This is a genomic window from Nonomuraea sp. NPDC049625, assembly GCF_040675285.1.
GTDB classification, from domain to species: domain Bacteria; phylum Actinomycetota; class Actinomycetes; order Streptosporangiales; family Streptosporangiaceae; genus Nonomuraea; species Nonomuraea angiospora_A.
In genome coordinates this window covers 750,746-769,911 of sequence record NZ_JBFAOQ010000003.1, presented here as the reverse complement: position 1 = coordinate 769,911, position 19,166 = coordinate 750,746, and the positions used below count along the sequence as shown (strand labels likewise).

General features: G+C 72.2%; 19 protein-coding genes. 9 read left to right on the top strand and 10 right to left on the bottom strand.

Annotation, left to right across the window (positions count from 1 at the left end; all coding sequences use genetic code 11):
* Positions 1-5 precede the first annotated feature (5 nt).
* A complete protein-coding gene (locus AB0J87_RS17060; protein ID WP_363966161.1) occupies positions 6-740 on the top strand; it encodes a maleylpyruvate isomerase family mycothiol-dependent enzyme in 735 nt (244 codons plus the stop codon).
* Between the two features lie 162 nt (positions 741-902).
* Here AB0J87_RS17060 and AB0J87_RS17055 read toward each other — a convergent pair whose 3' ends face one another.
* From AB0J87_RS17055 to AB0J87_RS17040, 4 genes are all read right to left on the bottom strand, one after another.
* Positions 903-1,259, bottom strand: a complete 357-nt coding sequence (locus tag AB0J87_RS17055; protein WP_363966159.1) for a VOC family protein — start codon at positions 1,257-1,259, stop codon at positions 903-905.
* 86 nt (positions 1,260-1,345) lie between these two features.
* Positions 1,346-2,077, bottom strand: coding sequence for a YafY family protein (locus tag AB0J87_RS17050; RefSeq protein WP_350723111.1), 732 nt, complete (start codon positions 2,075-2,077; stop codon positions 1,346-1,348).
* Positions 2,078-2,398: 321 nt separating this feature from the next.
* Positions 2,399-3,376 carry an aldo/keto reductase gene (locus AB0J87_RS17045; protein ID WP_363966156.1) on the bottom strand — a complete coding sequence of 326 codons (978 nt, stop codon included), beginning with the start codon at positions 3,374-3,376 and terminating at the stop codon, positions 2,399-2,401.
* A gap of 62 nt (positions 3,377-3,438) precedes the next feature.
* Positions 3,439-5,352, bottom strand: coding sequence for a hypothetical protein (locus AB0J87_RS17040; protein WP_363966154.1), 1,914 nt, complete (start codon positions 5,350-5,352; stop codon positions 3,439-3,441).
* Between the two features lie 126 nt (positions 5,353-5,478).
* Between AB0J87_RS17040 and AB0J87_RS17035 the strand changes: the two genes are divergently transcribed.
* The 6 genes from AB0J87_RS17035 (at position 5,479) to nirD (ending at position 13,630) form a co-directional block, all read left to right on the top strand.
* Positions 5,479-5,955: a GNAT family N-acetyltransferase gene (locus tag AB0J87_RS17035; protein WP_355194161.1), complete on the top strand. Its 477-nt coding sequence runs from the start codon at positions 5,479-5,481 to the stop codon at positions 5,953-5,955.
* A gap of 207 nt (positions 5,956-6,162) precedes the next feature.
* Positions 6,163-7,473 (top strand): MFS transporter, encoded by a 1,311-nt coding sequence (locus AB0J87_RS17030; protein WP_363966152.1) that lies wholly within the window; start codon positions 6,163-6,165, stop codon positions 7,471-7,473.
* A 4-nt stretch (positions 7,474-7,477) separates the two neighbouring features.
* Positions 7,478-9,499, top strand: a complete 2,022-nt coding sequence (locus AB0J87_RS17025) for a molybdopterin oxidoreductase family protein (RefSeq protein ID WP_363966150.1) — start codon at positions 7,478-7,480, stop codon at positions 9,497-9,499.
* Entirely contained in the window at positions 9,496-10,890 is a 1,395-nt protein-coding gene (locus AB0J87_RS17020) for an FAD-dependent oxidoreductase (protein WP_363966148.1), read from the top strand. The genes AB0J87_RS17025 and AB0J87_RS17020 overlap by 4 nt, the downstream gene beginning before the upstream one ends.
* Entirely contained in the window at positions 10,887-13,313 is a 2,427-nt protein-coding gene (gene nirB / locus AB0J87_RS17015; RefSeq protein WP_363966146.1) for a nitrite reductase large subunit NirB, read from the top strand. Before AB0J87_RS17020 ends, nirB begins: the two co-directional genes overlap by 4 nt.
* Positions 13,310-13,630, top strand: coding sequence for a nitrite reductase small subunit NirD (nirD, locus tag AB0J87_RS17010; RefSeq protein WP_350723096.1), 321 nt, complete (start codon positions 13,310-13,312; stop codon positions 13,628-13,630). The genes nirB and nirD overlap by 4 nt, the downstream gene beginning before the upstream one ends.
* Here the strand turns inward: nirD and AB0J87_RS17005 are convergent.
* From AB0J87_RS17005 to AB0J87_RS16995, 3 genes are all read right to left on the bottom strand, one after another.
* Positions 13,585-14,265, bottom strand: coding sequence for a response regulator transcription factor (locus AB0J87_RS17005; protein ID WP_363966143.1), 681 nt, complete (start codon positions 14,263-14,265; stop codon positions 13,585-13,587). The genes nirD and AB0J87_RS17005 overlap by 46 nt on opposite strands.
* Positions 14,262-14,417, bottom strand: coding sequence for a hypothetical protein (locus AB0J87_RS17000; protein WP_363966141.1), 156 nt, complete (start codon positions 14,415-14,417; stop codon positions 14,262-14,264). The genes AB0J87_RS17005 and AB0J87_RS17000 overlap by 4 nt, the downstream gene beginning before the upstream one ends.
* Positions 14,418-14,515: 98 nt before the next feature.
* Positions 14,516-15,427, bottom strand: a complete 912-nt coding sequence (locus tag AB0J87_RS16995) for a histidine kinase dimerization/phosphoacceptor domain-containing protein (RefSeq protein ID WP_363966139.1) — start codon at positions 15,425-15,427, stop codon at positions 14,516-14,518.
* Between the two features lie 460 nt (positions 15,428-15,887).
* Here AB0J87_RS16995 and AB0J87_RS16990 point away from each other — a divergent pair, with 460 nt between their 5' ends.
* Positions 15,888-16,418: a nuclear transport factor 2 family protein gene (locus tag AB0J87_RS16990; RefSeq protein WP_363966138.1), complete on the top strand. Its 531-nt coding sequence runs from the start codon at positions 15,888-15,890 to the stop codon at positions 16,416-16,418.
* A 114-nt stretch (positions 16,419-16,532) separates the two neighbouring features.
* On the opposite strand, the gene AB0J87_RS16985 is transcribed toward AB0J87_RS16990, so the two are convergent.
* A complete protein-coding gene (locus tag AB0J87_RS16985) occupies positions 16,533-16,748 on the bottom strand; it encodes a hypothetical protein (RefSeq protein WP_363966136.1) in 216 nt (71 codons plus the stop codon).
* Between the two features lie 161 nt (positions 16,749-16,909).
* Between AB0J87_RS16985 and AB0J87_RS16980 the strand changes: the two genes are divergently transcribed.
* The gene (locus AB0J87_RS16980; RefSeq protein ID WP_363966134.1) at positions 16,910-17,848 is read left to right on the top strand and encodes a hypothetical protein; all 939 of its coding nucleotides are present in this window, start codon (positions 16,910-16,912) and stop codon (positions 17,846-17,848) included.
* Positions 17,849-17,932: 84 nt separating this feature from the next.
* On the opposite strand, the gene AB0J87_RS16975 is transcribed toward AB0J87_RS16980, so the two are convergent.
* Entirely contained in the window at positions 17,933-18,592 is a 660-nt protein-coding gene (locus tag AB0J87_RS16975; protein WP_357730370.1) for an FCD domain-containing protein, read from the bottom strand.
* Between the two features lie 92 nt (positions 18,593-18,684).
* Positions 18,685-19,089: a YbaB/EbfC family nucleoid-associated protein gene (locus tag AB0J87_RS16970; protein ID WP_363966131.1), complete on the bottom strand. Its 405-nt coding sequence runs from the start codon at positions 19,087-19,089 to the stop codon at positions 18,685-18,687.
* Between the last annotated feature and the right edge of the window lie 77 nt (positions 19,090-19,166).

The following is a 19,166-nucleotide window of genomic DNA, read 5'->3' as shown; positions in this document are numbered from 1 at the left end:
GGCCTGTGACATACGACTCGCTCATCGACGCCGAGACCGCCCGCCTGGCGGCCCTGGCCACGGACCTGTCCGTCCCGGTGCCCACGTGCCCGGGATGGACACTCGCCGAGCTGATCACGCACGTCGGCCAGACGCACCGCTGGGCGGTGCACGTGCTGCGCAACCAGGTCCAGGAGCGGATCTGGTCGCGCCAGGTGCCCAGCGGGCTGGCCGAGGGGCAGAGCGGCGACGCGGCCTGGCTGACCGCCGGGGCGGCCGAGCTGCTCGGCACGCTCGGCGACACCGACCCCACGCTGGCGGTGTGGACGTGGGGCCCGGACCGGCAGGCGTCGTGGTGGCCCCGCCGGATGCTCTTCGAGCTGGTGATCCACCGGGTCGACGCGGAGCTCGCGCTCGGCATCGACCCGGTCGTCCCGGCCGAGGTCGCGATCGACGGCATCGAGGAATTCCTGCACAACCTGCCGTACGCGACCTGGGTGACCCGGTCGCTGGCGGAGCTCGAGGCGGAGGGGGCCACGATCCACCTCCACGCGAACGACGCCGACGGCGAGTGGACCATCACCCAGGGCCCGGCCGGGACGGTCGACTGGGCGCGCGGGCACACCAAGGGCGACTGCGCAGTCCAGGGGACGGCCCAGGACCTGCTGCTCATGCTCTACGGCCGGCGCTCGCCCGAGGCGCTGACCGTGTACGGCGACTCCGACCTCCTCAAGCGCTGGCTGTCCAAGGCCGCCTTCTGACACGGGGGATGGGCCCTGGACGCGCCGCCGCTCGGCGATCGGCGGCGTGCCCAGGGCAAGGGGTGAACCGCTCCTAGGAAGCGGCCCGTCCGTACGCCGGGGGTCTGCGGGGAAGGCGTTCTCCCCGGCCCTCGAACGGGTGATTCACCTGTGGGGGGAAGCTCACCTGCGGTGGAAGACCCCGAAGACGCTCCCGGACGTGTCACGCAGGTAGGCGAAGTCGGTGCCGGCGCCGTCGTCGATCACCTTCGTGATCACCTTGCCGCCCAGCGACTCGCTCTTCGCGCAGGCCGCCTCGACGTCGGCCACCTGCACGTGGAAGATCGCGTGCGCCGGGAACTCGCCCTTGGTGTTGAACAGCCCGCCGCCGGGCTGCTCGCCGCCCGGATAGCCGATCATCCGGTAGTCGATCGGCCCCTCGCCGGTGCTGAACGTCCAGCCGAACAACCCACCGTAGAACGCCTGGGCGCCTTCGGGATCGTCGGTCGCGATCTCGAACCAGGTCACGGTGCTGTCCATCGTCGTCTCCTCGTCACTGAACCTTTCTCGAACAAAGCAACGATCTAACGCTGTGGCGACAACCCTATGTCGGTGTTTTCGATTGACTAATCGAGCATGGCGGTGTCCACGATCATGTTGGGCACGTCGGCGGCGAAGCCTTCGAGCGGCCGGTCGGGGCTGCGCTCGGCGGTCACGGTCGCGGCGGCGATGCGATCGAGCCGGAAGACCCGCACGTCATCGCGTAACCGGCACCAGGCCACGAGATACCAGAACCCGCCCCGCCCGCCCAGGAACACCCCCGGTTCGACGTCCCGCGAGGTCAGCGCGCCCTTGGCGTCGGCGTATTCGAGCCTGAGCACGCGCCGCCGCAGCAGCGCCTCCTCGATGGCCCGGGAGATGCCCTCGCCCCCGAGCGGCCGGACCTCGGGGGAGCCGGGCTCCGGCGGGTGGTGGACGAGCTGCACGCGCCGCGCCAGCTCCCTGGCCAGGTCGCCCTCGGAGCCCGGCATCGCGGCCACGACCTTGCGTAACGCGCTGCGGGCCTGCCGGCCGAACGGCTGGTCGCCGGCCTGGCTGAGCGCCACCGCGATGGCCACCGCCTCGGCCGGGGTGAAGTTGAGCGGGGGCAGGGACATCTTCTTGTCGATCGCGTAACCGCCCTTGCGGCCCGCCTCGGCGTAGATCGGCACCCCTGACTCCTGCAGGGCGGTGATGTCGCGCTCGATCGTGCGCACGCTCACCTCGAACCGCTTGGCCAGCTCGCGGGCGGAGCGGCAGCGGGGCGCGATGGCGCGCAGGTCTTCGACGAGTGCGTAGAGCCGGTCGGTGCGATTCACAGCCGCGACGCTACGCGCCGCCACCGACAATCATGGTCCGCGCGCCGTCGCGGCCACCCGTGCCTCACCCCGCCGCCACGGGGATCTCACCGCACCGACCAGGCCGTGCCGCTCCACGTGCCGCTCCCCGCGCGGATCCCCGTGCTGCTCCCCGTGCGGATCGGGTGGAGGACGACCTGGCGGGAGGCCGCGCCCGGCGAGTGCCGTGCGGCCGTGAAGGCGCGGCCCGGGATCCGGCGCGGTCGTGGCCCAGCGCTCCTGGGTGTTGAGCTCGGCCGTGCAACCGGAGGGGGCGGCGGGGACGGCGCCCCGTCAATGCGCCTACCAGCGGTCGTGGACCTGCGGCCGGATCAGGTCGTCGTAGACGGCCTCGACCGCTTCGAGCGTGGCCGGCGGGAGGGGCGGGGACGTCGCGGCGGCCGCGTTCGCGGTGGCCTGGGACGCGTTGCGGGCGCCGGGGATCACCACCGACACGCCGGGCTGGTCGAGGATCCAGCGCAGCGCGAACTGGGCCATCGTCAGGCCCTCCGGCACCAGGGGAACCAGGCGGCGGACCGCCTCCAGGCCGGTGCGGAAGTCCACGCCCGAGAAGGTCTCGCCGACGTCGAACGCCTCTCCCTGCCGGTTGTAGGTGCGGTGGTCGTCCGCGCCGAAGGTCGTGTGCTCGTCGTACCGGCCGGACAGCAGGCCGCTGGCCAGCGGGACGCGGGCGATGATGCCCACCCCGGCGGCCCGGGCGGCGGGCAGGACCCGCTCCAGCGGCTTGAGCCGGAACGCGTTGAGGATGATCTGCACGGACGCCACCCCCGGCCGCGCGATCGCCGTCAGCGCCTCCTCGCACGTCTCCACGCTGACCCCGTACGCGGCGATCTTCTGCTCGGCCACCAGCGTGTCCAGGGCGTCGAACACGGCGTCCGTCGAGTACACCGGGGTCGGCGGGCAGTGGAGCTGGACCAGGTCGAGGGTGTCCACGCCGAGGTTCTGGCGGGAGCGCTCGTTCCAGACCCGGAAGTTGGACATCACGTAGTTGGCGGGGACCTGCTCCAGCCGGCGGCCCATCTTGGTGGCCACGGTCAGCTCCGGCCGCCCCTTGGCGAAGCTGCCGACGATCTGCTCGCTCCGGCCGTCGCCGTAGACGTCGGCCGTGTCGATGAAGGTGACCCCGGCGTCCACGGCGGCCCCCAGGGTGGCGAACGCCTCGTCCTCCGTCACCTGGCCCCAGTCGGCGCCGAGCTGCCATGCGCCGAGGCCGACTGTGCCCACCTGGCGTCCTGTTCGTCCCAACATACGTTGTTCCATGGGAACAGTCTCCCGGATGGAAACCGCACCCCGGCCCAAGGGCCGGGCCCGCCGCAGGTCCGCTACCGGGGCTGGTAGCAGCAGCGCAGCCCCGTCTGCACCGTGGCGCGCAGTTCCTCCCCGATCGCCTGGTCCACCGCCGAGATCCGCGCCAGCGCCCGCCTGATCGCCTTGCCCACGGCGATCCTGGCCCGCTCCTCGCTCCCCGTGAACGGCCGCGCCCGACCGCCGATGCCCGTCGCCGCCGTCAGCTCCGCCACCAGCCACTCGCGCTCCAGCCGCAGCCCCGCCGCCCGCTCCAGGTCGTTCATCGACTCCAGCTCGTCGATCTCCGCCTCAAGCTGGCCCAGCCGCTGCCGGTACATGTCCCTGGCCTGGTCGTCCAGCACCGGCTGGGCCGACCCGCCCTCGGGCTCGCGCGTCCACGACCCCGCGGCCAGGTCGGCGGCGAGGATCTCCCGGCCCGGATTGGCGACCAGCGTGGCCAGGTGCCCCATCCCGACGCTGTGGTCGACGAGCGCGAGCCGCCCGCCCAGCTCCACCTGCCAGTGCCGCCCGTGCCTGCGGAAGCGGCAACCGTCCTGCCCCGAGGACGAGCGCCCGGCCACGGACGGCAGCACCATGCCCAGCTCCCTGGCCTCCCGCGCGGCGGCTGCCTGCTCCCGGTTGGCCGCCTTGTCCTGCGTCCCGTCGCGCAGCGCCAGCGCCTGGCCCAGCCGCCACCTCGACAGCGCGGCGGCCGGCCAGTGCCCCAACGCGAAGTTCGCCCGCACGGCCGCCCGCAGGTGCTCCACCGCCGTGGACAGGTCCCCGGTGGTGAGCGCGGCCATGCCCAGCGAGTGGTGCACGGAGCCGAAGCAGGCCACGCCCAGGCTGGCCACCACCGGCAGGTCCGCGAACGGGCGCAGCAGCGCGTACGCGCGCGCGGCCGTGTCCGGGTCCTGCAGCAGGTGGGCGGTCTCCACGACGCAGTACATCGAGAGCAGCCAGGTGCTCGACCCCGGCATCTCCTCCACGCGCAGCCTGGCCAGGTGCCCGGCCGCCGCGCGCCGGTCGCCCGCGACGGCCGCGGCCAGCGCCAGGCCCGCCAGGTACGAGTTGTCGATCGGGCTCAGCGTGGGCGAGCTGACCAGGTCCGACAGGATGGGCAGCAGCTCGGCGGCCCGGCCCTGGAACCAGCGGATGGCGCCGAGCTGGCCGCCGTACCAGCCGGTCGCGTCCATGTCGCCGGCGGTCACGCCGCGCTCGAAGCACTCGCCGGCCCGCTTCTCGGCCTCGGCGAAGCGGCCAGCGCGGATGGTCAGCATGACCTCGATGGCCTCGACCACGTACCCGACCGCGAGGTGGTCGTGGCCGGTCAGCAGGCCGCGCAGCTCCGCCAGGCCGCGCTCGGCGTGCGGGTCCGCGGCCAGGTAGAGGTCGACCGTCCGCCACAGCAGGCCCATCAGCAGGTCGCCCCTGCGCTCGGTGACGGCGGCCTGGCCGATCAGCTCGCTCGCCAGCTCCAGCCTGAGCGCCGCGTGCTCGGGGCCGAGCAGGCAGTGGTGCGCCAGGCTCAGCGCCTCGGCCAGCGCCGCCCCGTCGCCGGAGCCCCTGGTCTCGGCCAGCAGCTCCATGATCGTGGCGTGCCGGCCCGCGCGGTAGTCCTCCTCGCCCCGCAACCGCACGCGCAGCCGCAGGGCCGGCGAGGAGCGAGGGTCGATCAAGGACAGCGCGTGCCGCTGGCGGGCGCGTACCATCTCCGACTCCGCACATGTCCTGTGCTCGTGCACCCAGATCCCGCCCAGCCCCAGGGCCGCCCTCGCCAGCGACGACGGGTCGCCGCACAGCTCGGCCAGCCGGTACGCCGAGTCGAACCAGCGCCGTGCGGTCTGCAGGTCGCCGTTCACGAACAGCGCCCGCTCGCCCAGCACGAGCGCCAGCTTGAGATCGGGGCACGAGGGCAGGAGTACCCCCGGTTGCTGTGCAACGCCCATCGGTTCCGCTCCCCTGTCCGATACCTTGCCTGAGCGTCTGCCACGGTCCCCGAATACCGTTCTGACAACTACGACGTTTGACACACTGGGCGGGTTCAATCGGGGAGGGGTCATACCCTGGGTGCCATGATTCGCCCCGCGACACCCGCCGACGTGCCCGAAATCGCCAACATGATCCGTGAGCTCGCCGAGTACGAGAAGGCCGCGCACGAGGCGACGGTCACCGAGGAGCAGCTGCACACCGCGCTCTTCGCCGACAACCCGGCCGCGTTCGTCCACATCGCCGAGCACGACGGCGAGGTGGCCGGCTTCACGCTCTGGTTCCTGACGTTCTCGACGTGGCGCGGCGTGCACGGCATCTACATGGAGGACCTGTACGTACGCCCCCAGCACCGGGGCGGCGGCCACGGGGTCTCGCTCATGAAGGAGCTGGCCGGGATCTGCGCCGAGCGCGGCTACCAGCGCTTCGAATGGGTGGTGCTCGACTGGAACGAGCCCAGCGTCGCCTTCTACGACAAGCTCGGCGCGGTGCGCCAGGACGAGTGGCTGAAGTACCGGCTGACCGGCGAGCCGCTGCGGCGCCTGGCCGACAGCCAGGGCTGACCGCTCACGTATCGTGACAAGCCACGCAGAAGATTACGGCTGATCATCAGCCAGTATTACGAGCAGGTTTCCTCCGTGACGCATGTGCGTGGCTTGTTACGCCGGTGAATCACACGTAACGAACGCACAGCCACGGATCGTCAAAGTGCGTAACGCGCGCTTCCTACTTTGGAGTTCCCCCCGGACGCCGAACGTAGGAGAAAGTCGATGGCGCGCTGGATCGCCGAGTGGCACCCCGATGACCCAGCTTTCTGGGAGAGCTCAGGCAAGCGCGTCGCACGGCGCAACCTGATCTTCTCGATCGCCGCCGAGCACCTCGGCTTCACCGTGTGGACGCTGTGGAGCATCGTGGCCACCAAGATGGGGGTCTACAAGTTCTCCACGGACCAGCTCTTCTGGCTGGTCGCGCTGCCCAACCTGGTCGGCTCGGTGCTGCGCGTTCCCTACACGTTCGGCCCGGCCAAGTTCGGCGGGCGCAACTTCACCGTGGTGAGCGCGGCGCTGCTGCTCATCCCGGCCGTGTTGCTGGGCGTGGCGGTCGGGAACCCGGAGACGCCGTACTGGCTGTTCCTGGTGATCGCGGCGCTGGCCGGGGTCGGCGGGGGGAACTTCGCCTCCAGCATGGCCAACATCACCTACTTCTACCCCCGCCACAAGCAGGGGGTCGCCCTCGGGCTGAACGCCGCGGGCGGCAACATCGGCGTCAGCTCGGTCCAGCTCGTCATGCCGCTGGTGATCGGCTCGCTCGGGCTGGCCGCGGCCGGGTGGTTCTGGATCCCGTTCATCGTCGTGGCCGGCGCCTGCGCCTTCTTCTTCATGGACAACCTCACCAGCGCCAGGGCCAACCCGCGCGAGCAGCTCGCGGTGGCGGGCAAGGCCCAGACCTGGATCATGTCGTTCCTGTACATCGGGACCTTCGGCTCGTTCATCGGCTACTCCACGGCCTTCCCGCTGCTCAGCAAGAGCCTCTTCCCCGAGGCCCCGTTCGCCGCCGTGGCGTTCGTCGGGCCGCTGCTGGGCTCGCTGATCAGGCCGGTGGGCGGCTGGCTGGCCGACAGGCTCGGCGGCGCCCCCGTCACGCTGTGGAACTTCGCCGGGATGGGCGGCGGCGTGCTGCTGGTCTGGATGGCCAGCACCTCCGGCAACTTCTGGATGTTCTTCCTGTCCTTCCAGCTCCTCTTCGTCACCGCCGGTATCGGGAACGGCTCCACGTACCGCATGATCCCGGCCATCTTCCAGGCCAAGGCCGTCGCCGAGCGCGGCGAGGGCGAGGAGTCCCTGCTGTACGGCAAGCGCCAGGCCTCGGCCGCCATCGGCATCATCTCGGCGGTGGGAGCGCTGGGCGGGTTCCTCATCAACCGGGCGTTCGGGATGTCGTTCGCCGCGGCCGGGACCCCCGCGCCCGCCTTCCTCGCCTTCGGAGTCTTCTACGTGTCCTGCTTCGCCCTGACCTGGTGGTGCTACACCCGCAAGGTCGGCGCCTCGGTCGTGGCCAGCCTCGCCTATGCCCGGGTCTGACCCGATGAGTGAGCCCGTGAAGACACACTGCCCGTACTGCGCGCTCCAGTGCGGCATGGAGATCGGCCCGGAGCTGGCCATCAGCCCCAGGACCGACATCCCTGCCAACGCCTCCGGCGCGCTGTGCCAGAAGGGCTGGACGGCGGGCGAGCTGCTCACCAACGGCGAGCGCCTGACCACCCCGCTCCTGCACGGCGAGCCGGTGGAGTGGGAGGTCGCGCTCGACCACGTGGCGGAGCGGCTGTCCGCGATCCGCGCCGAACACGGTCCCGACGGCGTGGCCGTGTTCGGCGGCGGCGGGCTCACCAACGAGAAGGCCTACACGCTCGGCAAGTTCGCCAGGGTCGCGCTGGGCACCAGCCAGATCGACTACAACGGCCGCTTCTGCATGTCGTCGGCCGCCGCCGCCTCGATCAAGGCGTTCGGCATGGACCGCGGCATGCCGTTCCCCATCACCGACCTGGCCGAGGCCGACGTCGTGCTGCTGGCCGGCGCGAACGTCGCCGAGACCATGCCCCCGTTCGTGCGCCACCTGTCGGGCCCCCGGGTGATCGTCATCGACCCGCGGCGTTCCCAGACGGCCAGGCAGGCCTGGCTGCACCTGCAGCCCACGCCCGGCACCGACCTGGCCCTGGCGCTCGGGATGCTGCACCTGGCCATCGCCGACGAGCTCGTGGACGAGGCGTACGTGGCGGCCAGGACCACCGGGTTCGAGGAGGTCCGCACCTCGCTGGCCGCCTGGTGGCCGGAGCGGGTCGAGCGGATCACCGGGGTGCCGGTCTACCGGATGCGGCAGGCGGTCCGGGCGCTGGCCGCGGCGGGCAACGCGTACATCCTGACCGGGCGCGGCGCCGAGCAGCACGCCAAGGGCACCGACACGGTCAGCGCGTTCATCAACCTGGCGCTGGCGCTGGGCCTGCCCGGCCGGCACGGCTCCGGGTACGGGTGCGTGACCGGGCAGGGCAACGGCCAGGGCGGCAGGGAGCACGGGCAGAAGGCCGACCAGCTCCCCGGCTACCGCAAGATCGACGACCCGGCGGCCCGCGAGCACGTCGCGGGCGTGTGGGGCGTCCCGGCGGACAGCCTCCCGGGACCGGGGCGGTCGGCGTACGAGCTGCTCGACGCCCTCGGCACCCCCGGCGGGCCGCGGGCGCTGCTGCTGTTCGGCTCCAACCCCGTGATCTCCGCGCCCGCCTCCGAGCACGTGGCCGAGCGCATCGCCTCCCTCGACCTGCTGGTGACCTGCGACTTCGTCATGTCCGAGACCGCGGCGCTGGCCGACGTGGTCTTCCCGGTCACGCAGTGGGCCGAGGAGACCGGCACCATGACCAACCTCGAAGGCCGCGTCCTGCTCCGCAACCGGGCCGTGGCGCCGCCCGAGGGCGTCAGGAGCGACCTCGACGTGCTCGCCGGGCTCGCCGAGCGGCTCGGGCACCGCCTGGAGACCGAGCCGGTCAAGATCTTCGACGAGCTGCGCCGGGCGAGCAAGGGCGGGGCGGCCGACTACTCGGGCATCACCTACGAGCGCATCACCGAAGAGAAGGGCGTCTTCTGGCCCTGCCCCGAGCCGGAGCACCCCGGCACGCCGCGCCCGTTCCTCGACTCCTTCGCCCACCCGGACGGCCGCGCCAGGTTCGTGCCCGTCCAGCACCGGCCGGCGGCCGAGGAGACCGACGCGGACTACCCGATCTACCTGAGCACCGGACGGGTGCTCGCCCACTACCAGAGCGGCGCCCAGACCCGCAGGATCGCGCCGCTCGTCCAGGCGTCTCCCGAGCCGTTCGTCGAGCTGCACCCGGACCTCGCCGAGCAGCTCGACATCTCGCCCGGGGACGTCGTACGGGTCAGCAGCAGGAGAGGCGAGGGGAAGGCCGTGGCCAGGATCAGCGACGCCATCAGGCGCGACACCGTTTTCATGCCCTTCCACTGGGAGGGCGCCAACCGGCTCACCAACCCGGCGCTGGACCCGACCTCGAGGATGCCGGAGTTCAAGGTCTGCGCGGTCAGGGTGGAGAGGGACTCATGAGGCTCGTCGTCGTCGGCAACGGGATGGCCGGGTCGCGGCTGGTCAGCGAGGTACGGACCAGGGACCCGCACATCAGGATCACGATCTTCGGCGCGGAGTCGCGCCAGCCGTACAACAGGGTGCTGCTGTCCAACGTGCTGGCCGGCAGCTCGCGTCCCGAGCAGGTGAGGCTGCTCGAATCCTCCTGGTACGACGCCCACAACGTCGAGGCCGCCTTCGGCGACGCGGTCGCCCACATCGACAGGGAGACCAGGCACGTGGTGACCGAGGGCGGGCGGCGCGAGCCGTACGACCTGCTGGTCCTGGCCACGGGCAGTGAGGCGATCGTGCCGCCGATCCCGGGCGTGGAGCGGGCCATCCCGTTCCGCACGCTCGACGACTGCGAGCGCATCATGGAGGCCGCCGACCAGGCCCGCAGGGCCGTGGTCGTCGGCGGCGGCCTGCTCGGCATCGAGGCCGCCCGCGGGCTGGCCGGGCGCGGCCTGCCCGTGACGCTGCTGCACCTGGCCGGGCATCTCATGGAGCGCCAGCTCGACGTCGAGGCGGGCGAGGTGCTCGGCGAGACGCTCGCCGGGCTCGGCGTCGAGATCCGCACCGGCGTCAGCGCCGAGTCGGTGCGGGAGGACGGCGTCCGGCTGGCGGGCGGCGAGCTGATCGAGGCCGACCTCGTCGTGCTGGCCTGCGGCGTCCGCCCCGTCACCGGGCCGGCCGCCGCGGCGGGGCTGGAGGTGCGGCGCGGCGTCGTCGTGGACGACGAGCTGCGCACCGACGACCCGTCGATCTTCGCCATCGGCGAGTGCGCCGAGCACGAGGGCACCGTGTACGGCCTGGTCGCCCCCGCCTGGGAGCAGGCCTCCGTGGCCGCCGACGTGATCACCGGCGGCAAGGCCCTCTACCGGGGCTCCCGGCTGGTCACCAGGCTCAAGGCCAGGAGCGTCGAGCTGGCCGCCATGGGCGAGACCCAGCTCACCGAGGAGCACGCCGAGGTGGTGCGCTTCAGCCACCGGGCCCGCGGCACCTACCGCAAGCTCGTCATCCGCGACGGGCGGCTGGTGGGCGCGATCCTGCTGGGCGAGAGCGACGCCGTGGGCACGCTCACCCAGCTCTTCGACCGAGGCGCGCCGGTGCCGGGGGACCGCGCCGGGCTGCTGTTCCCCGGGCTGTCGTCGGCGCCGGTGGCCGACAGCCCGACGCTGATGCCGGACGCGGCCAAGGTCTGTCAGTGCAACAACGTGACCAAGGGTCAGATCAGGGCGTGCTGGGAGGCCGGGGCCCGCGACGTGGCCGGAGTGGCGGCCGCGACCAGGGCGACGACCGGATGCGGAACCTGCCGCGACGCCGTGGAGGGCATCGTCGGCTGGCTGTGCGAGCAGGAAGGGATTTCAGTATGAGCAGGATCGTCGTCGTTGGGTACGGGCCGACGGCCCACCGGCTCGTCGAAACCCTGGTGGACAAGGGCTTCGACGGCCGGATCACCGTGATCGGGGAGGAGCCGCGCCCGGCGTACGACCGGGTGGCACTGACCTCCTACCTCTCCGGCGTCACCGTGGAGGACCTCACCTACGAGGTGCCCGCGGGGGTCGTGACGAGGCTGAGCAGCCGGGTCACCGGGATCGACCGGGAGGCCCGCGAGGTCACCCTGGCAGACGGCGCCACCGAGCCCTATGACGTGCTCGTGCTGGCCACCGGGTCGGCGCCGTTCGTGCCGCCGGTGCCGGGCGCCGAGCACGCCTTCGTCTACCGCACCATCGACGACCTGGACGCGATCCGGGTGGCCGCCAAGGACGCGGTCGAGGGCGTCGTGGTCGGCGGCGGGCTGCTCGGCCTGGAGGCCGCCGACGCGCTGCGCGCGCTCGGGCTGAAGGCGCACATCGTCGAGATGAGCCCCTGGCTGATGCCGCGGCAGGTGGACGAGGGCGGCGGCGCGGTGCTGAAGTCCCACATCGAGGGCCTCGGGCTCGGCGTGCACGCCGGGGCGGGCGTCCAGGAGATCGTCACCGCGGACGGCCAGGTCACCGGGCTGCGCAAGCCGGACGGCACGGTGCTGGACGCGCAGGTCGTGGTCTTCTCGGCGGGCATCAGGCCGCGTGACGAGCTGGCCAGGTCGTCCGGGCTGGCGGTCGGCGAGCGGGGCGGCATCGTGGTCGACTCCTCGATGCTCACCTCCGACCCCTCGATCTACGCGGTCGGCGAGTGCGCGCTGGTCGGCGGCATGGTCTACGGCCTCGTCGGGCCGTGCAACACGATGGCCGAGGTGGCGGCCGACCGGATCATGGGCGGGTCCTCGGCCTTCGAGCGCGCCGACATGTCCACCAAGCTCAAGCTGCTGGGTGTCGAGGTGGCGCAGTTCGGGGCCATGTCGGGGGCGCTCGACGTCACCTACATGGACCCGGTGGGCGGTGTCTACAAGAAGCTGTTCATCAGCGACGACGCCAAGACGCTGCTCGGCGGCATCTGCGTGGGCGACGCCTCCCCGTACACGTCCCTGCGGCCCTTCGTCGGCAAGGCGCTGCCCGCCTCGCCGTCCGACCTGCTCTTCAGCGGGGCCGGGGCCAGCCTCGACCTGCCCGACGAGGCGCAGGTGTGCTCCTGCAACAACGTGTGCGCGGGCGACGTCCGCACGGCCATCGCCGACAAGGGCGTCACCGACGTGCCCGGCATCAAGGCCTGCACCCGCGCCGGCACGACCTGCGGCAGCTGCGTGCCGATGCTCAAGCAACTGCTGGAGAAGTCGGGCGTCGAGGTCAGCAAGGCGCTGTGCGAGCACTTCACGTACTCGCGGGCCGAGCTGTTCGACATCGTACGGGTCCGCAAGATCACCACGTTCTCCCAGCTCATCACCGAACACGGGCACGGCAGGGGCTGCGACATCTGCAAGCCGGCCGTGGCCTCGATCCTGGCCTCGCTCTACAACGGCCACGTGCTCGACGGCGAGCGGGTCACGCTGCAGGACACCAACGACCACTTCCTCGCCAACATGCAGAAGAACGGCACGTACTCGGTCGTCCCGCGCATCCCCGGCGGCGAGATCACCCCCGACAAGCTCATCGTGATCGGCGAGGTGGCCCGTGACTTCGGCCTCTACACGAAGATCACCGGCGGTCAGCGCATCGACCTGTTCGGAGCCCGGGTCGAGCAGCTGCCGGAGATCTGGCGGCGGCTGGTGGACGCCGGGTTCGAGTCCGGCCACGCGTACGGCAAGGCGCTGCGCACGGTGAAGTCGTGCGTCGGCTCGACCTGGTGCCGCTACGGCGTGCAGGACTCGGTGGGCATGGCCATCGCGCTGGAGCTGCGCTACCGCGGCCTGCGCTCGCCGCACAAGCTCAAGTCGGCCGTCTCCGGCTGCGCCCGCGAGTGCGCCGAGGCCAGGTCCAAGGACTTCGGGATCATCGCCACCGAGCAGGGCTGGAACCTGTACGTCGGCGGCAACGGCGGCTTCAAGCCCCGCCACGCCGACCTGCTGGCCACGGACCTGAGCTCGGAGGAGCTCATCAGGACGATCGACCGGTTCCTCATGTTCTACATCCGCACGGCCGACCGGCTGCAGCGCACCTCCACCTGGCTGGAGTCGCTGGACGGCGGGCTCGACTATCTCCGCGAGGTGATCATGGAAGATTCGCTCGGCATCTGCGCCGATCTGGACGCGCAGATGGAGAACCACATCGCCACGTACGCCGACGAGTGGGCGGCCACGCTGGACGACCCCGAGAAGCTGAACAGGTTCGTCACCTTCGTCAACGCCCCCGGCGTGCCGGACCCGTCGATCGTCTTCGCCAGCGAGCGCGGCCAGATCAAGCCGGTGATGGCCCGATGAGCTGGACGCGGATCTGCGACTACGAGGCCATGGTGCCGGAACGCGGCGTCTGCGCCCTGGTGGGCGGCGAGCAGGTGGCCATCTTCCGCACCCACGACGGCACGCTGCACGCGCTGGGCAACCTCGACCCGTTCAGCGGCGCGTACGTGCTCTCGCGCGGCATCGTCGGCACCAGGAAGGGCGAGCCGACCGTGGCCTCGCCGCTGCACAAGCAGGTGTTCTCGCTGGTGTCGGGGCGCTGCCTGGACGAGGACGCGGTGTCCGTGCCGATCTACCGGGTACGGGTGGCGGACGGCGGCGTGGAGGTCGGCGCCTGATCGCCCGCCAGGACCAGGCCCAGGTCGTAGGCTCGCACGACGGCCTGGGTGCGGTCTCTCGCGCCCAGCTTGTCCAGGACGTTGCCGACGTGCGTCTTGACCGTCTCCCTGGTGACGTACAGGGCGGCGGCGATCTCGGCGTTGCTCAGCCCGCGGGCCAGGTGACGCAGGACGTCCAGCTCCCTGGGGGTGAGGTCGTGGGCGGCGGTGGCGCGCGGGCGCGGGGCGGCGATGCGGCGCAGCGCGTCGGGGAAGAGCACGCCGTCCCGCAGCCTGATCGCGGTGACCAGGTCGGCGGCGGGGGAGCGCTTGAGCACGTAGCCGGCCGCGCCCGCGCGTAGCGCGCCCCAGACGAGCTGGTCGTTCTCGAACGTCGTGACCACGACGACCCGGGTGCGCGGCGAGAGGCGGGCCAGCTCCCGGGTGGCGTGCAGGCCGTCCATGCTGCCGGCGGGGCCGGGCATGCGGATGTCCATGAGCACGACGTCTGCCGCGCGGCCCAGCTCGACGGCGGCGTGGCCGTCGGCCGCCTCCCCGATCACCTCGATGTCGTCGTACGGGGAGAGCATGGTGGCCCAGCCGGAGCGGATGAGCGGCTCGTCGTCGGCGAGCACCACCCGGATCCCCCTGCTCACGCGGGCAGTGTCGCCGTCACCCGCCATGTGCCGCCCACCTCCTCCCGCTCGAACACCCCGCCGGCCAGACGCGCCCGCATCCGCATCCCCACCAGACCGCGCCCCTCCCCGGGCGGCGCGCTCCCGGCCACCTCGTTCTCCACGACCAGCACGACCTCCTTCCCACCCCTTCCAGCTCCGCCCGGACCTCCGCCACCGACTGCGGTCACGCCCCCCTTCGCCCCCGAAGGACCCCGGCCCCTGACCGCGGTCACCTCGGGGTCGGCGTGCTGCCGGACGGCCAGGTCCACCCGGACCCGCCCCCGCCCGTGCCTGAGCGCGTTCGTGACCGCCTCCCTGGCGATCGCGTACGCCGCCCGCGACGCCGCCTCCGGCACCCGGTCCACCGGGTCGGCACGGCACTCCACGTCCAGCCCCTGAACGAGCGCGCCGAGGGCGGCCAGCGTGGGGCCTGCGCCGTACTGCCCTCGTCGAGCACCCGAAGGAGCACGTCCAGCTCCTGCTGAGCGCCACGTGCGGTGCCCACCAGGTGGTCCAGCGACCGCTGGGCCACCGGCACCGTCTCCGGCCGCCCCAGGGCCGCCTGGGCCGCCATGGCCTGCACCAGGACGACGCTGAGCGCGTGCCCCACCGAGTCGTGCAGCTCCAGCGCCAGGCTCTGGCGGCGGCCGAGCTCCTCGATCACCAGCGACGGGTCGGAGCGCAGCAGCCTGCGCGCCACCCGCTGCTGCCCGGCCCCCGCCAGCACCATCACCGCCAGCACGGCCACGGCCATGACGGACACCTGCGCCAGATCATCCTGAGCGGCCTGCCGGCGGGTGAACGCGGGCGCCAGCGCCAGCACCCCGGCACTCAGCGTCGCCCCCACGAACAGGTGCAGCGCCGTCAGCACCCGCAGATAGACCGGGTCCGCGCGATCCGGCACGGCCACCCCGAGCAGCTCTGACAGCGCGATGACCTCAAGTCGCGGCACCAGGGGCAGGCACGCCACGAGCGCCGACGCGGGCAGGCACGCCGCCCACAGCAGCAGCACCCGCGCCAGGGACACCTCCGTCACGAGCGCCACCGCCAGGACCGCCGCCACCGGCGTCAGCAACGCCGCGCCCAGTAGCTGGTAGAGCACCGCCTTCCAGGGCTTCCAAGGTTTCCAGGGAACCGCCACGGCTCCAGAAGCTAGCCGACCGGCCCGGGGACCGCCTCCCTCGTACGGGGGAAGTGGCTCGTCTTCCGCCTGCTCAGAGCGGGGTCATGCCGTTCTGGCATATCGGCTGCGCCGATGCCAGGCCGAGGGCTATGCTCCAGTCTCCACCGGGGGGTAGACGTGCGGGCTTCGATGGGTCAGTGGCAACACGCAACGCCGTCCTGAATCGATGCTGTCGCAACGTTCGGCGTCCTCGCGCTGGGGGAGGGGTTCGGGGTTCGCCTGGATTCGCGGCACTGGACGGACGCTATCGGCGGCGCCCTGTGCGCTGGTCTCGGGGCGGCAACGATCGCAACTCTGACCGGTCTCAGCCAGATCCAGTGAACCGTTACTGTGAGTAACACCCCAACGAGCTAAAGGGGTCGTGCGGAGTGGCCAAACGCCGCATTCGCGCATGGCGGGCGCGGGCATCAAAGCGGCCATGAGCAAGGTTTTTCAGCGCCGGGCACTTCTACCGGCGGCGATCGTCCCCGTCCTCCTGGTCGCCGGTTGCGACGTGGGCGGTGACCGTACGCAAGCGATGAAAGCGGCCGTGACCCCGACCGGTCCCTACACCAGGAGCCCGTCCCCGTCCCCGTCCCCGACCGCGACGGCGACGGCGGCCGGGCAGCCGCGCGGCGCCGTCGAGTCCTACTTCAACGCGCTCAAGGCGGGGAACGTGGACCAGATCGTCAGCCTGTTCACGGGCAACGCGGTGGTCGAGATAGACGGCGAGGCCACGGCCGAGGGCACCAAGGCGATCCGCAGCCTCTACCAGCAGCAGTTGCAGGGCGCGACCGACGTGGTGTCGGCCATGCACACCATCGTGGACGTGCGTACGGTCGGCGCCGAGAACGCCGTCGTCCGCTCGGGGAGCAAGCAGGGGGACGCGCGCTTCCGCGAGCTGTTCCTGCTCGGCAAGGAGGGCGGGAAGTGGAAGATCTCGGAGTTCATGAACAACCAGTCGTCCTGACCGCCGGCGGCCCGGGAATGGGCCACACGTCCTTTGCGTGACGCCCGCCGGGAATGGCGGGAATTCCGGGACGGATTTACCGGGCCGGTTATGGGCGGTCAGCCACGGGGCGGGCTACGACTGCGCGGTGCCGCGCGGGATGCGCGGGGTGATGCGTCCCTGGTCGATCATCGCCAGGTAGACGGCGAAGGCGCCCCGCGCCCACGTTTCCGCCTGTCGCGCGGTCAACCTGATCTCCTCGCCCTCGTGCGAGACGATCATGTATCCGCCCCAGGGCGCGCTCCGTCGCCACGCCACCAATACGTTCTCGAAAACGAGGACGTCGAGCATTGCGGTCACATATGCGCGTCCGGTGGCGGACACGGCGCAAGCCTCCTCGCTCCCCGCCGAATTCTCGCCTTCCCTCCATTGTGCGCGCCGTAACGGGAAATGTCGCAGGCCCGTCAGAACCTGGGGCGCGCCTCCGGTGTATCTGTACCGGAGGTGGTCCCATGAAGAGGATTCTGGCCGTGCTGGCCGCCACGGTGGCCAGCACGGTGGCGCTGGCCCTGGGCGGCCTGCCCGCCGCCGCTGCCGGCGGGTGGGCGGTGACCTATCTGGATCCGGCGCCGTCCCGGTTCGAGGGCGGGACGTCGTACGCGCTGGGGTTCTGGGTGCTCCAGCACGGCTCCCATCCGTTCGAGGGGGATCTCGGAGCGGTCGGGCTGCGGTTCACCGGGGCGGACGGGAAGAGCCTGCTCTTCGGCGGCACGGCGCTGCCGGAGGCCGGGCATTACGCCACGTCGGTGGTGGTGCCTGAGGGGGTGTGGAAGGTGGAGGGCGTCCAGGGGCTGTTCCAGCCGTACGTGGTGGGGACGCTGACCGTTCCCGGTGGGCTGAAGGTCGATCCGGTGCCCGCCGAGATGGTGGCGCCGATGTCGGCGGGGAAGTCGTTCTGGGGGGCCGTGCGGCCGCCCGGGTTCCCGGACGGGAGTCCGGCGGTGATTACCCGGTCGCCGAAGGGGCAGGCGAGCGCCGGTGCTACCGACGTGGGGCGGGAAGGCTCCGGTGACACGGGTGGCCGGCGGGGAAGCTCCGGTGGCGCCGGTGCGGGGCCGGAAAGCTCCGGTGGTGCGGGGCAGGGATCCGGCGGGGTGCCTGTCTACGCGCTGGTGATCGCCGCCGTCGGTGGTGCGCTGGTCGCGGTGGTGGCCCTGTGGCTGCTGCCGCAGTCCCGCCTGCCGGGCCTGCCGCCTCGGCCGCCCTCGCCGGACGGGGCGTCGCCGAGGTGGCCGGCCCGCGTGGCGCGGCTGGTCCACCGGTCGCGCCGGTCGGAAGCCGAGCCGGACCCGCCCACGGGCACGCCGGACCCATCGGACCCGCCCGGGCCGACGGGCTCGCCAGGGGAGACGGGCTCGCCAGGGGAGACGATCGTCATCTCGGGTAAGTGATCGGCGGTCCTGGCGGGGAGAGCCCCGGGGTGTGCCTGCGGCGCCGCTTTCCCGAGCGGCACCGCGTCGCAGGCCCACCCCGGTTCAGAGGTCGCGTTCCTGCTGGTCGAGGATGGCGACGGAGACGGCGACCGCGCGGGCCGCGTCGCCGTCCTCGATCGCGCCCAGCAGGTCGTCGTGGGAGCTGTCCGGCGTCAGGGCCGCCTGCTCCTGGTCCCTGACGCTGTCGCGCAGGGCGTCGCTCATGCTGCGGTAGAGGTCGCCGAGCAGGGCGTTGTGCGCGGCGTCCGCGACCAGCAGGTGGAAGTCCACGTCCGCGTCCGCGAAGCCGTCGAGGTCGCCGGCGCGGGCGGCCGCGTCCCGGCGGGCCAGCGTCCGGCGCATCGCGGTCAGGTCCTCCTCGGTGCGCCTGCCCGCCGCGAGCCGGGCGGCCACGAGGTCGAGGCCGCGGCGCACGTCGATGATGTCCATGGCGGCCGCCGTGTCGAGCCGCCGGCGCAGGGCGACCTTGGACTCGTCGGTGGCGGTCACGTACGTGCCGTCGCCCTGGCGGGTGTGCAGGAGCCCGGCGTGGGCCAGGACCCGCACCGCCTCGCGCACGGACAGCCTGCTCATGCCGAGGCTCTGCGCGAGCTGGCTCTCGGACGGGATCTTGGTGCCGACCGGCCACACACCACGCGCGATCTCTCGGCGGAGCTCGTCGATCGCGGCGTCCACGAGCGAGGTCCGAGCGACGTTTCGCATGCACCCTCTCCTCATCGGCTGGAGAACACCCACCCTAAGAGCTATCGCCGAAGGCGGGGTAGTCCGGCCGGTGATCGGGGGCGCGCCGCCGGTCAGCGCCGGGGCAGGGCGGAGAGGAAGGCGGACTGGACGGCCTCGAAGCGGCGGCCGACGTCCCCGAGGTCGAACGGCAGGCGCTCGCCGCCCTGGGCCTCGGCGAGGCGCTCCTCCAGCTGGCCCCGGGCCGACAGCTGGGCCGCGCGCAGCGCCGTCACGATCGCCTCGGCCAGCTCGTCACTGCCCATCGTGCGCAGCACCCGCGCGTCCAGGCGGATGTCCCGGACGAGGCCGTCGGCCTCCACGGTCGCCTGGATCCGGCCCCCGGCCGCGGTGCCCGCCCCGGTGACCTCGCCGAGCCCGTCCATGGCCGTGGCGAGCTTCGACATGGCCTCGTCCGCGCGCCGCCCGATCCTGTCCAGCTCCTCGGGCGTGACGGCGGCCGGGTCGAAGTCGAACATGCCGTGACCTTCCTGTTCGTCGGCGCGACCAATGGAGTTGATCAAGATTTCCTGAACCCGTTGACAGCGGCTGGTTG